The sequence below is a fragment of the Mycetocola sp. Y791 genome, assembly GCF_059445325.1.
In genome coordinates this window covers 964,098-976,196 of the sequence record NZ_JCAIUC010000001.1, presented here as the reverse complement: position 1 = coordinate 976,196, position 12,099 = coordinate 964,098, and the positions used below count along the sequence as shown (strand labels likewise).

Below are 12,099 nucleotides of genomic sequence, written 5' to 3'. Positions count from 1 at the left end.
AAAACAGTGGACGTACTGCCCCAGATGGGCCCTTGTGTAGGAGCCTATCGCAGACCGAACGAGTGTTCGAGAAATATTCTTCGGCGTGTCGAAGGAAGATCCGGGTGCTACTGGACAGGCGGCCGAACCCCGACGCCGTGCCAGCGGTCGCGGGGAACGTCCGATTCCTTGCAGAGCGCCATCCAGACGTTACGCGGAGACTCCCCCGCTGCCAGCGCTTCATCCGCCGTGCGCCCACCGAGTTCGCGCAGCACCAGGTCGCTGGTGAGGACACGCCCGTATGCGCCACCGAACTCGGTGGTGACGGCCAGTCTGAACTCGCTGAGTTTCACTTGTCTCGGCTCACTGTAGATAGAGGGCTCGCGGTCGCGAGCGGACGAGGAATGCCCCGGCTCGCTGTCGCGGGCCGGGGCATCCGGAAATTATGTGTGCCAGCGTCAGCGGGCAACCAGGTCCGCGTCGAGTTCTGCAACGAACTCGTCGGGAACCGTGTCTGGAATGGGCGCGATGCCCTCGATGACGGCGAGACGGTCACCGACTTCGCGCATGATGACTGAGATCGGGGTGTCCAGTGCGTCTGCGACCGAGGCGAGGATCTCGCTCGATGCTTCCTTCTGGCCGCGCTCAACCTCACTGAGATAACCGAGTGCAACACTTGCCTTGCTTGCAACCTGGCGAAGAGTCCGCCCCTTTTGCAGCCGGAAGTCGCGCAACACGTCACCGATTTCCTGACGTACGAGAATCATGGGACCCCTCCTTCTCTGCCGATCAGCCTGACCACTGGTAAGCCCGTGGTTGGATAACATTACTACACCCATCCGTCTGAAAAACCTTACTGTCGCTCACTGATTTTTTCTTGTGAATACCTAGTGTGTAACTGGGTTGTAACACCACGTATTCCCGCGGAAACCCGGGCGACGACGCGCGAGTTTCTCAAAGGTCGGCGACAGGTGACGTTGTACTCTTCTCTGAATCCGCGATCAGTGCGATCGCGGCAGCAACCGTCGCACTTCGGATCGTGGTCCTGTCGCCGTCGAGCTGCAGTTCGAGCGCCCGCGCACCGTCGCTCGTCGACAGCCCCACGTATACCGTTCCGGGTGCCTTTCCGCTTTGGGGGTCAGGACCGGCCACACCCGTGGTGGAAATTCCGATGTCGGCGACGCGTCCGTCGACCGCAAGCGCGGTACGCACACCGGATGCCATCTGGCGGGCAACCTCCGGATCCACCGGCCCGAACTGGGCGAGCAGTTCGCCATCCACTCCGAGGACGGTGCGCTTCAGCTCAGTGGCGTAGGCGACAACACCGCCGAACACGACGGCAGACGCGCCGGGTGGCCTGATGAGTTCGGCGACGAGGAGTCCACCGGTCAGCGACTCGGCAACGGCCACCGTGAGGCCGCGCTCAGCGAGCCGCGCGATGAGCGCCGCGGTCGCGTCAGCCGGAGCCGGAGCCGGAGCCGGAGCCTCGGATGTCATCGCGCCCGCCGAGCCTTGAGCTCGGTGATCACGTAGTCGATACCGCTAGCGACAGTGAGCAGGACGGCGATGGTCATGAGCACGCCGTTCACCCAGAAGATCCAGTCACCGACGACCGTGTTGAGGGGAACCAGAGCAAACGAAATCGCGATGGACTGCGCGACGGTCTTGAGCTTTCCCATCCACGCCGCGGCGACGACGTGGTCTGTCGCCACGATCATCCGGTGGACCGTGATGCCGACCTCACGGACGAGCACGAGGATGGTGACCCACCAGGGCAGTTCGCCGAGGATCGAGAGAGCGACGAGGGCACCTCCGGTGAGGACCTTGTCGGCGATGGGGTCGAGGAGCTTACCGAGGTCGGTGATCAGACCGTGCTTTCGTGCGATGGCGCCGTCGACCCAGTCGGTGGCGATCGCGACGATGAACAGGATCGCTGCGGCCCAGCGGAGGCCGCCGTCCTGCCCGTCGTCGGCAAGCAGCATCCAGATGAAGACCGGAGCGGCCAAAATCCGGACGATGGTGATTGCGTTCGGAACGTTGAGATTCGCCGATCGGGCGGGCCTCGCTGATCCGTTCGGTGGTGTGGCCGGAATGGCCATGTACTACTCCTTGCCTGTGAGTCCCCAGGCGTCTTCGTCGGAATCGCCGTCAACCACATCGTACCCATCGAACTGCTTCTCGACCGGGTCGCCCTCGTACTGGTCGCTGTCGGCCAGCGACGGCGACGCCGCCGGCATTGGGGCGTCCTCCCCACGGAGTTTGGCGAGCAGACCGGGCAGTTGCTCGGCCGTCACGAGGACGTCGCGTGCCTTGGAGCCCTCGGAGGGCCCGACGATCTCACGCGATTCCATCAGGTCCATCAGGCGGCCGGCCTTGGCGAAGCCGACACGGAGCTTGCGCTGCAGCATCGACGTCGACCCGAACTGGGTACCGACGACCAGCTCGGCCGCAGCGAGGAGCAGATCGAGGTCGTCGCCGATGTCGGCGTCGACTTCCTTCTTTTCGACGACGGCAGCGACATCCTTGCGGTACTCGGGTCGTGCCTGCTGGGTGACGTGTTTGACGACCTTCTCGATCTCGTCTTCCGACACCCATGCGCCCTGCACACGGATCGCCTTGTTCGTACCCATCGGCAGGAACAGCCCGTCTCCCTGCCCGATGAGCTTGTCTGCACCCGGCTGGTCGAGAATGACCCGAGAGTCGGTGACGCTCGTCACAGCGAACGCGAGCCTGGACGGCACGTTGGCCTTGATGAGGCCGGTGACGACGTCGACGGACGGGCGCTGGGTCGCGAGAACGAGGTGAATTCCGGATGCTCGTGCCAGCTGCGTGATCCGCACGATCGAGTCTTCGACGTCACGCGGCGCGACCATCATGAGGTCGGCGAGCTCGTCGACGACGACCAGCAGGTACGGGTAAGGCTTGAGCACCCGTTCGCTTCCGACGGGGAGAACGATCTCCTCGTTCACGACGGCCTTGTTGAAGTCGTCGATGTGCCTGAAGCCGAAACTGGCCAGGTCGTCGTACCGCATGTCCATCTCCTTCACCACCCACTGCAGCGCCTCGGCTGCTTTCTTGGGGTTGGTGATGATGGGCGTGATGAGGTGGGGCACTCCGGCGTACGAGGTGAGCTCGACCCGCTTCGGGTCGATGAGTACCATGCGCACGTCACTCGGCTTTGCGCGCATCAGGAGGCTCGTGATCATCGAGTTGATGAAGCTCGACTTACCCGAACCGGTCGAACCCGCGACGAGGAGGTGGGGCATCTTGGCGAGATTCGCCACAACGAATCCGCCTCCGACATCCTTGCCAACGCCGATCGTCATCGGGTGAACGCTCTTCGTTGCGTTGGCTGAGCGGAGGACATCACCGAGGGTGACGATCTCGCGGTCGGTGTTGGGGATCTCGACGCCGATGGCGCTCTTGCCCGGGATCGGGGCGAGGATGCGGACCTCGTTGGATGCGACGGCGTACGCGATGTTGTTGGTCAGGGCTGTGATGCGCTCGACCTTGACACCAGGGCCGACCTCGATCTCGTACTGGGTCACTGTCGGACCACGGGAGAACCCGGTGACCTTCGCGTCGACCTTGAACTGGTCGAGAACACTCGTCACGGCAGCGACGACCTCGTCGTTCGCGGCCGACCGCGTCTTCGCGGGATCGCCGGCGCCGAGGGTCGATGCTGCCGGGAGCCGGTACGGAGCGGTCGGCTGGATCGGCCGCGCCATTTGCGAGGCATCTGTGGTGCCGTCGAGAAGCCCGAGGCCTTCCATGCCGGGGAGCGCCTCGGTCTGGTTGTCGGGGCCGTCGTCGTGGAGACCTGACAACGATGGTTTCGCCGGACCCGCTCCGGCGAGAGCCGCCTCTGCCCGGGACAGGTCGCCGATGACCTCGGTCATGGAATCGTCGGCGTCGAGCGGGTTACCGAACATGTCGACGTTCTCGACAACGGGCGGCGGGCTTTCGATTGCCGAATCGAACTCGCCCCTGCCCCGCTTCGGCTTGAGCCCGAGCAGCTCGGTGACGTCCGCCGACTCAGAGTCGAAGGCCGGATCGACCTCACGCTGGCTCTTGTTGCGGCGCCACCACGGGAGGGAGTCGTCGTCTGTGCCGTCTTCGACGCCATCGATGCCGTCGAGTTCGACCTGTCTGGTCTTCTCCGTCTTGGCCAGTTCGCGCTCTTCGGGGGTCACAACTTCGGTGCCGAACGTCCAAGCGTACAGCTGCCTGAAGCGCTCACCGATCTTGTTCGGTGGGGTCTTCGTGATGATGAAAATGCTGAGCAGAGCGAGCAGGCCAAGCACGATGCCCGCCCCGATCGGCGTGATCAGTGCGACGAGGGGCGCGCCGACGATCCAGCCGACGAGCCCTCCGGCCTGGGCGAGTGCCGGCATTCCCTGGCTCGGGTTCGGCTGTCCTCCGAAGGCATGGCAGAGCCCGGAGACCGCGACGAGGGCGATGATGAGACCGATCCCGATGCGTCCGTTGTCGTCGACGCTCGACGGATGCCGGAAGAGCCAGATGGCGAGCAGCACCATGATGACGGGCAGCGCGAAGGCCAGGCGTCCGAAGATCCCACCGAAGGTGAATGCCGTGAGGTTCTGGGCCACGGCGTCGTTGACGCCGAACCACTCGACCACCATGCCGACGATGGCGAGGAGGAAGATGAGAAACGGGACACCGTCCCTGCGCTGGTCTTTCTCGAACCGTTCGGCCCCAAAAGCCCTCGCGGCCCCTCCGACGAGGTGAGCAAGTCCCATCCACATCTTGACGAGTGCGTTGTCGCCGCCGGTCGCTGCGGCGGGATATGCAACGGTTTTGGCGGTCGTTGTCGGTACCGCCCTGGTGCGCGAATTCTTCGCGGGCGCTTTCGCCGGTGTCTTCGCTGGAGTCTTGGAAGTGCCTGTTGTTCCTGAGCGCGCCGACGTACTCCGGCCGCCGCTGGAGGATTTACTCGTCGTAGCCATGGCCTCAACGGTACTTGGCCGCACCGACGTTGCCCGGTATTGACGCGGGAGTTCCCGCTATCGCGCCCGGTCAGCGGAGCGTGCGGACCATGACGAACGAGGTTTCGTCCCGGATCACGGGAACAAAGCCCTCAGCCAGGTACAACCTCGACGCGAAGTTGGCTTTGTCGACGTGCAGGCTCAGCCGGTTGTGACCCTGCTGCCGCGCCTGAACGACCACCGCGTGGAGCAACTGGCGGCCGACGCCCTGCGCTCGCCAGACGCTCACGACGCCGAGCGTCAGCTCCGGTACACCGCGCTCCACAAATCCAGAGCCAGGGCTGTGCTCGGGAAAGAGCCGATACCAGCACGCGCCTATCGGACTCCCCGCGTCGTCGACAGCGATCGTGCCGGCATCCCCCGGCCGTTTCCACCCCTCGATGTAACGGGCAACCAGAGGATCCGCTATCGCGTCCACCCGGACCACCGAACGCGACGGCGTCCAGTTGCGTGCCTCCACGAGCATGTCGCCGAGGAACCGCGCGTCACTTCGCGTCGCTTTGCGGAGCCGGTAATTGGCCATATACGGATGCTAAGGCATCAGTGTTTCGAGAAGATGACGGTTCCTCAATCAGTCGCGGCGTGAGCTCGGATCGGGCGCAACTCCTGCCGTGCCCCGCACAGGTCAGTAGCGAATGGCATCGATCACCCTGACCCGCACCGCGATGATCGCGGGGATCAGACCGGCGAGAGCACCGACCACCGTCGCAACGACGAGTCCGAAGATCGCGGCTGACGCCGGGAACGGCGGGACGTCGCTGACCCCGCCGAAGCTCACCAGGTCTGACATGATCGGACTCTGCACGAGCAGGATCGCCATGATCACGCCCACAATTCCAGCGACGAACGTTGCGACAACGCTCTCCATCATCACGGCGAAGAAGACCCTGCCACTCGTCGCTCCGAAACTGCGCCTGATACCGATCTCGCGAATCCGCTGCCGGACAGTGACGAGGGCGATGTTGAGCAGGCTGAGCGCTCCGAGCAGCAGGATGATGCCGCCGATTCCCATCGTGATGAGCCGGAGGATCGCGGTTGGATCGTCCATCTGGGTGCCCCAGTCGGTGCGATCGACCGTGACGGATGCCCCGTTGCCGAGGGCGCCACCGAGTTCGGATTGGATCCGGGTCGCGAGCTCCGCCGCCAACTCGGTGGGAACCCACATCTCGTACGACGGCAGCAGGCCGCTTCCCGGAGCGTCCGCGGCGGCGTGGAAGTGGCTCGTGAGCATGTACATCGACGGCCAGGTGTCCCAGACACTCGTCGCGTAGACGCCGATCACTGTCGCTTTGGTTCCGCCGAGACTCTCGATCGAGACAACCGGATGCGTCGCCAGGTTCGGAGAACCCAGTTGCTCCCAGAACGCCGTGTTCACGACGATCGCCGGGGCAAGCCTCGAGCTGTCGCCGACCTGGAACCAGTTGCCCTCGGCCATGCGGGTCCGGTGCATCTCGGCGTACGGCTGGTCAACGACCTGCATACTGACCTCCTGAACGCTGTCAGGGAACTGCACACGGCCCGATTCCCACAGCACGCGCGTCGCGTAGGAGATCTCGTACCGATCCATCACGTCGAACCACGCCTGTTCAGCGGCCTCCGTCCCTGCCGCTGTTCCCGACGACGACTGCATCGACATCGTCAGGGTCGCCGGACGACCCCCCGCGCTGTCTGCCTGCTCGATGGTCGCCTGCTGGGCGATGGCGGACAGGGCCATTGCACCGCTGAGGGCGCACACCGCGACGGCGACGCCGACGAGCGAGAGAAGCACGCGTCCCTTGTGGATGCGGACCTCCTGCCAGGCCTCGGCACACGCGCCGACGATGCCGGAGAGAAAGCCGCCCATCAGAGAACCACTGCGGTGGGGTAGGAATCGGTGGTGAGTACGCCGCGGTCAAGCCGGAAGTGGGTGTCGCTTCTGGCGGCGATCGCCGGGTCGTGGGTGATGGTGACGAGTGCGGCGTTCTCCTCGCGCACGATGTCGTCGATGAGCGTCATCACGCTCTGGCCGGTTTCAACGTCGAGGGCGCCCGTCGGCTCATCGGCGAGGATGAGTTTCGGCTGGCGGACGAGGGCCCGCGCGATGGCCACGCGCTGCTGCTCCCCTCCGGAGAGGCTTGCGGGCAACGCTGAGAGCCGGTGTCCGAGCCCGACCCGGTCGAGCATGTCCGCGGCCAGTCGCTCCCTCGCCCAAAACCGCGGACCCCTCGCGTAGAGCAGGGGCATCGTGACATTTTCGAGCGCGGTCCGTCCGTCGAGCAGGTTGAACTGCTGGAAAACGAAGCCGACGTTGGCGCCGCGCACCCGGTCACGGCGGCCGGATTTCATGGCAGCCACCGATTCGCCCTCGAAAGTGAGCTCCCCCGTGCTCGGAAGGTCGAGCATCCCCAGCAGGTTGAGGAGTGTCGATTTTCCCGAACCGGATCGTCCGACGATGCTGACCCGCTCTCCCGGCTCAACCCTGAGATTCACTCCATCGAGGATCGTGAGCGGATCGGAGTCGGGGATCAGGACCGTGCGCGTGACGTCCGTCAGCTCGATGAGGCTCAACTGACGACACCTTCCTCGCAGTACACCGATCCGTCCGGCTGCTCGATGCAGCCATCAACGGCAGGATCGGTCGCGTCAACCACAGGAACGAACTCGAGAACCTCATCGCCTTCGGCAACGCCGTCCACAATCTGGACGACGGTTCCGTCATTAAGGCCGAGGGTCACGGCGCGCTCCTCGTGAGCGCCATCCTCGCCGACCACCCAGACTGTTCCGCTCGCCGCATTGCCCTTGACCGCCGTCACCGGAAGCGTCATTGCGTTATCGACGCTTCCGCCCGCGATGGTGAGCTTCGCCGTGAGGCCGGCGAAGACCCGCACGTCGGCAGGGACCGCGCAGCGCACCGTCGCTCCCGTCGACGGTGCTGGCCCTGCCCCGGTCTGGTCAGGGACGGATGCTTCCGCTCCGGCGAGTGGGCTGGTGATCGTCAGTCCGGTGCAGGTGAATGCACCGGGCCCTCCGATCACTTCCACCTGCGCGTCTGCCGGCTGGGTCACGAGCTTGAACTGGTCCTCGGGCAGCATGGGCCCGGTCACGCTGAAGGTGGGCGGCGCCACACTGGCCAGGACGTCACCGACCGCGACGATCTGGCCGACGAGCACCGGGATATTGGACACGACCCCGGCGACGGGAGCCGTCACCGTCGCCGTCTTGTACCGGGGTTTCGGCTGCGTCATCGTGACGTTGCCGTCGGCATCCGTCGTGGCCACAGGGTCCTGCAGGATCTCCTGCCGGATCGTGGCGAGCGAATCGCCGGCGGAGACGGCCTGGCCCTGACTCACCGGAATGGCACTCACCTCGCCGGCGAGCGTCGCCTTGCCCGGCGACGCCGGGTCTGCGCTCACCGAACCGTCGACCACAACGGTCGTCACGATCGAGCCAAGTGCCACCTGGATGACGGGCTCGGTGATCGAACCGGTGGCCATCGCCGGGTCGGCTTCGGCCGAGGCATCGGGAAAGAACGCCACCTTCACGAGCGCGACGGCGATCACCGCGAAGATCGTTACTCGGAGGATCGGAAAGATCCACTTGCGCCAGACACCCATGTGAACCCCGATCGTCTCGAATGGCTCGAGTCTAGGGATGCGGATGTCTCGGGCGCGTCATCCTCCCGGATGACGTGGCGCGACCTCAGGCGTTGCGGGGAGAAAGCCGGTCTTTGAGGACCGCGAGCGAGTCGCCTGCTGCACGACGGACATCCTTCTGGGGATCCCTGAGGAGCCGACCGATGATCTCTTCGCTGTCGGGACCGCCGACCTTCGCGAGAGCCCGTGAAGCTGCTGCGCGGACCCGCGGGTTCTCATCGGTTGTGAGCTTCGCGAGTTCAGACTCGGTGCCGATGCTGCGCTCGGCGCAGACTTTGAGGCACATCTCGCGCACGCGCCATGCCCGGTTGGTGGTTCCACGGAGCACGGCGGGCGTTGCCGCGTCGTTCCAGACGTGCAGAAGCGCACGGGCGCCCCAGAGTTCGGGCCAGTAGAGCGCTGGAGCTCCGTCGAGTACTCCCTGGGCGTGGCGACCACCGACGTAGAGCAGAACGTCATCGCCTTCGTTACGCCCGTCGAGCAGGCCGAGGACCTTGGTCACGAAGGCTTCTTCGCCGTAGCGGGCGACCGCAAGGTCGATGCGTTCGCCGAGGGGTGAGTCGATGGGGATGTCAGTATTCGTCATATCCTGATCAACGGTATCCCACGTCTACCGCCCGAACATGCGAAAAGCCCGGTCCGACCCGGCCCTGGACTTCCAGAACCGGTCCGAACCGGGCTTGCGCGAGGGTGCTTACGCCTCGATGACCAGCGGGACGATCATCGGACGGCGACGGTACGAGGTGTTCACCCAGCGGCCGACGGTGCGACGAACGATCTGCGAGAGCGCGTGGGAGTCGCGCACACCGTTGCGTGCGGCATCCGCGAGTGCCTGCTCGATCTTCGGCTTGACGCCGTCGAACACCCTGTCGTCTTCGGCGAAGCCCTTGGCGTGGATCTCCGGGCCGACGATGACCTTTCCGGTCTGGGCCTCGACCACGACGATGATCGAAATGAAGCCTTCCTCACCGAGGATCCTGCGGTCCTTGAGGTCGGCATCCGTGATCTCGCCGACACTCGAACCGTCGACGTAGACAAAGCCGAGGTCGAGCTGACCGACGACCTCGACGTTGCCATCACGCATGTCCATGACTGTGCCGTCCTCGGCCAGGAAGGTGTTCTCTTCAGGCACGCCCGTGTCGATGGCCAGCTTCGCGTTGGCAACGAGGTGACGGTATTCGCCGTGCACGGGGAGCACGTTCTTCGGCTGGATGATGTTGTAGCAGTAGAGCAATTCACCGGCTGCGGCGTGGCCGGAGACGTGCACCTTGGCGTTGCCCTTGTGCACGACGTTGGCACCGAGCTTGGTGAGGCCATCGATCACGCGGTAGATAGCATTCTCGTTGCCGGGGATCTGGCTCGACGCCAGGATGACGGTGTCACCCTCGCCGACCTCGATCGCGTGGTCCATGTTCGCCATGCGGCTAAGGACAGCCATCGGCTCGCCCTGCGACCCCGTCGACATGTAGACGATCTTGTTGTCGGGGATGTCCTTGGCCTTCTTGTACTCGACGAGTACGCCCTCTGGCACCTTCAGGTAACCGAGGTCGGCGGCGATGGTCATGTTGCGCACCATCGAGCGCCCGAGGAACGCGACGCGACGCCCATTAGCGTGAGCAGCGTCGAGCACCTGCTGGACGCGGTGAACGTGGCTGGAGAAGCTCGCGACGATCACACGGCGCGATGCACGGCCGATGACCTGGTCGAGCACAGGGCCGATCGAGCGCTCGAGCGGCGTGAATCCGGGGACGTCGGCGTTGGTGGAGTCGACGAGGAAGAGGTCGACGCCTTCTTCGCCGAGCCGGGCGAACTCGCGGAGGTCAGTGAGGCGGCCGTCGAGAGGGAGCTGGTCCATCTTGAAGTCACCGGTGGCGAGGACGGTTCCTGCCTCGGTCTTGATCGCGACGGCAAGCGCGTCGGGAATCGAGTGGTTGACGGCGACGAACTCGAGGTCGAATGGACCGAGCTGCTCTTTCTGACCCTCCGAGACGGTGAGGCTGTACGGCTTGATGCGGTGTTCCTTGAGCTTCGCCTCGACGAGCGCGAGTGTCAGCCCTGAACCGATCAGCGGGATGTCGTTGCGCAGGCGGAGGAGATACGGCACTCCGCCGATGTGGTCCTCGTGCCCGTGCGTGAGCATGACGCCGACGACGTCATCGAGACGGTCCCTGATCGGGCCGAAGTCGGGCAGGATCAGGTCGACGCCCGGCTGGTGCTCTTCAGGGAAGAGGACGCCGCAGTCGACGATGAGGATCTTGCCGTTGATCTCGAAATAGGTCATGTTGCGACCGATTTCGCCGAGTCCTCCGATGGGGATAATCCGGAGAGTTCCCTTATCGAGGGCAGGGGGATCGTAAATAGTTGTGGGCATATGCCCTCCTTGGGATATTTGCGTCAGCGCGTGGTGCCGTGCACCTGTGGCAGTGCGCCACCGGCTGCCGCGTTGCGGTCTGGTCGGAAGTTGGAGAAGTCCACTCCCGGAATGTTGGTGACGAGGTCGATTTCGTCCTCGATCTGTGCTGCTTCCCACTCTTCCGGCCCGACGAGGGGCAGGCGGACGCGGGGGCTTCCGATACGGCCGAGGCCGTGGAGGATGTATTTCGCGGCGACGGTGCCGGGAACGTGGGTCATGACGGCGCGGACGAGCGGCTCGAGTTGCATGTGAGCTGCGGTCGCTGTCGCCAGGTCGCCGGCGTTGACGGCGTCGATCATCTGGCGGTACGGCGTCGCGGCGATGTTCGCCGTAACGCCGATGAGGCCGGCCGCACCGATGGACAGGTGCGGCAGAGCGTTGGCGTCGTCGCCGGAGAAGTAGAGCAGGTCGGTCTGGTTGAGCACGCGGCTGACCTCGGAGAAGTCACCCTTGGCGTCTTTGACGGCGAGGATGTTCGGGTGCTTCGCTGCCCGGAGGATCGTCTCGTACTTGATCGGGACGCCCGTGCGGCCGGGGATGTCATACAGGATGACCGGGAGGTCAGTGGCATCCGCAATCATCCGGAAGTGGGTGAGGATGCCCGCCTGCGTTGGCTTGTTGTAGTACGGCGTGACGATCATGACGCCGTCGGCGCCGGCCTTCTCGCTCTTGCGATAGAGGTCGATGGCGTGAGCGGTCTCGTTGGAGCCGCCACCGGTGATGATCTTCGCGCGGCCGGCGGAGACATTCTTGCCGACCTCGACGAGCCGGAGCTTCTCCGGGTCGGTGAGGGTCGAGGTCTCCCCCGTTGTTCCGGTGACGACGATGCCGTCTGCCCCAGCGGTGATGACGTCGTCGATGTGCTTCTCCACACCGGGCCAGTCCACCTCGCCGTCGGCGGTGAATGGGGTGACGAGCGCTACGAGGACCTGACCGAAAGGATTCACGACGTTAGACACAGGTTCAAGGCTACCGGGTCAAAGCCCGGAGCGGTCCCACCGATCCCGGCGCGTGATGCCTCGGGCTCTGTGGTCATGCGGATGCCGGCGCGGCGTACCGGGACGGGGCA

Annotated in this window: 12 protein-coding genes; all 12 read right to left on the bottom strand. The window is 64.9% G+C overall.

The genetic code is table 11. From position 1 onward, the window contains the following. Nucleotides 1-107: 107 nt before the first annotated feature. The 12 genes from AC1C2N_RS04520 to dapA all read right to left on the bottom strand — a co-directional run bounded on the left by AC1C2N_RS04520 (nt 108) and on the right by dapA (nt 11,989). Nucleotides 108-332, bottom strand: coding sequence for a DUF3046 domain-containing protein (locus AC1C2N_RS04520; protein WP_483405818.1), 225 nt, complete (start codon nt 330-332; stop codon nt 108-110). Between the two features lie 105 nt (nt 333-437). Next, entirely contained in the window at nt 438-746 is a 309-nt protein-coding gene (locus AC1C2N_RS04515) for a helix-turn-helix domain-containing protein (RefSeq protein WP_108390619.1), read from the bottom strand. A gap of 187 nt (nt 747-933) precedes the next feature. Then, on the bottom strand, nt 934-1,476 hold the full coding sequence (locus AC1C2N_RS04510; protein WP_495433024.1) for a CinA family protein: 543 nt from the start codon (nt 1,474-1,476) through the stop codon (nt 934-936). Then, entirely contained in the window at nt 1,473-2,078 is a 606-nt protein-coding gene (pgsA, locus tag AC1C2N_RS04505; protein ID WP_495433023.1) for a CDP-diacylglycerol--glycerol-3-phosphate 3-phosphatidyltransferase, read from the bottom strand. The genes AC1C2N_RS04510 and pgsA overlap by 4 nt, the downstream gene beginning before the upstream one ends. A gap of 3 nt (nt 2,079-2,081) precedes the next feature. Further along, nucleotides 2,082-4,946, bottom strand: coding sequence for an FtsK/SpoIIIE family DNA translocase (locus AC1C2N_RS04500; RefSeq protein ID WP_495433022.1), 2,865 nt, complete (start codon nt 4,944-4,946; stop codon nt 2,082-2,084). Nucleotides 4,947-5,016: 70 nt separating this feature from the next. Beyond that, on the bottom strand, nt 5,017-5,508 hold the full coding sequence (locus AC1C2N_RS04495; RefSeq protein ID WP_483405814.1) for a GNAT family N-acetyltransferase: 492 nt from the start codon (nt 5,506-5,508) through the stop codon (nt 5,017-5,019). Nucleotides 5,509-5,610: 102 nt separating this feature from the next. After that, nucleotides 5,611-6,828, bottom strand: a complete 1,218-nt coding sequence (locus AC1C2N_RS04490; RefSeq protein ID WP_483405813.1) for an ABC transporter permease — start codon at nt 6,826-6,828, stop codon at nt 5,611-5,613. Then, a complete protein-coding gene (locus AC1C2N_RS04485; protein ID WP_495433021.1) occupies nt 6,828-7,532 on the bottom strand; it encodes an ABC transporter ATP-binding protein in 705 nt (234 codons plus the stop codon). Before AC1C2N_RS04485 ends, AC1C2N_RS04490 begins: the two co-directional genes overlap by 1 nt. Further along, nucleotides 7,529-8,578 (bottom strand): efflux RND transporter periplasmic adaptor subunit, encoded by a 1,050-nt coding sequence (locus AC1C2N_RS04480; RefSeq protein ID WP_495433020.1) that lies wholly within the window; start codon nt 8,576-8,578, stop codon nt 7,529-7,531. The genes AC1C2N_RS04485 and AC1C2N_RS04480 overlap by 4 nt, the downstream gene beginning before the upstream one ends. Before the next feature lie 85 nt (nt 8,579-8,663). Continuing rightward, nucleotides 8,664-9,203, bottom strand: a complete 540-nt coding sequence (locus AC1C2N_RS04475) for a HEAT repeat domain-containing protein (RefSeq protein WP_495433019.1) — start codon at nt 9,201-9,203, stop codon at nt 8,664-8,666. Nucleotides 9,204-9,311: 108 nt separating this feature from the next. Then, a complete protein-coding gene (locus AC1C2N_RS04470) occupies nt 9,312-10,988 on the bottom strand; it encodes a ribonuclease J (protein WP_483405809.1) in 1,677 nt (558 codons plus the stop codon). Between the two features lie 23 nt (nt 10,989-11,011). Then, a complete protein-coding gene (dapA, locus tag AC1C2N_RS04465; protein WP_483405808.1) occupies nt 11,012-11,989 on the bottom strand; it encodes a 4-hydroxy-tetrahydrodipicolinate synthase in 978 nt (325 codons plus the stop codon). Nucleotides 11,990-12,099 lie beyond the last annotated feature (110 nt).

What these genes read in the sequence shown, in the direction of transcription:
- AC1C2N_RS04480 (WP_495433020.1), bottom strand. Translation starts at nt 8,578, where the DNA reads ATGGGTGTCTGGCGCAAGTGGATCTTTCCGATCCTCCGAGTAACGATC.
- pgsA (WP_495433023.1), bottom strand. Translation starts at nt 2,078, where the DNA reads ATGGCCATTCCGGCCACACCACCGAACGGATCAGCGAGGCCCGCCCGA.
- AC1C2N_RS04515 (WP_108390619.1), bottom strand. Translation starts at nt 746, where the DNA reads ATGATTCTCGTACGTCAGGAAATCGGTGACGTGTTGCGCGACTTCCGG.
- AC1C2N_RS04500 (WP_495433022.1), bottom strand. Translation starts at nt 4,946, where the DNA reads ATGGCTACGACGAGTAAATCCTCCAGCGGCGGCCGGAGTACGTCGGCG.
- AC1C2N_RS04510 (WP_495433024.1), bottom strand. Translation starts at nt 1,476, where the DNA reads ATGACATCCGAGGCTCCGGCTCCGGCTCCGGCTCCGGCTGACGCGACC.
- AC1C2N_RS04495 (WP_483405814.1), bottom strand. Translation starts at nt 5,508, where the DNA reads ATGGCCAATTACCGGCTCCGCAAAGCGACGCGAAGTGACGCGCGGTTC.
- AC1C2N_RS04475 (WP_495433019.1), bottom strand. Translation starts at nt 9,203, where the DNA reads ATGACGAATACTGACATCCCCATCGACTCACCCCTCGGCGAACGCATC.
- AC1C2N_RS04470 (WP_483405809.1), bottom strand. Translation starts at nt 10,988, where the DNA reads ATGCCCACAACTATTTACGATCCCCCTGCCCTCGATAAGGGAACTCTC.
- AC1C2N_RS04490 (WP_483405813.1), bottom strand. Translation starts at nt 6,828, where the DNA reads ATGGGCGGCTTTCTCTCCGGCATCGTCGGCGCGTGTGCCGAGGCCTGG.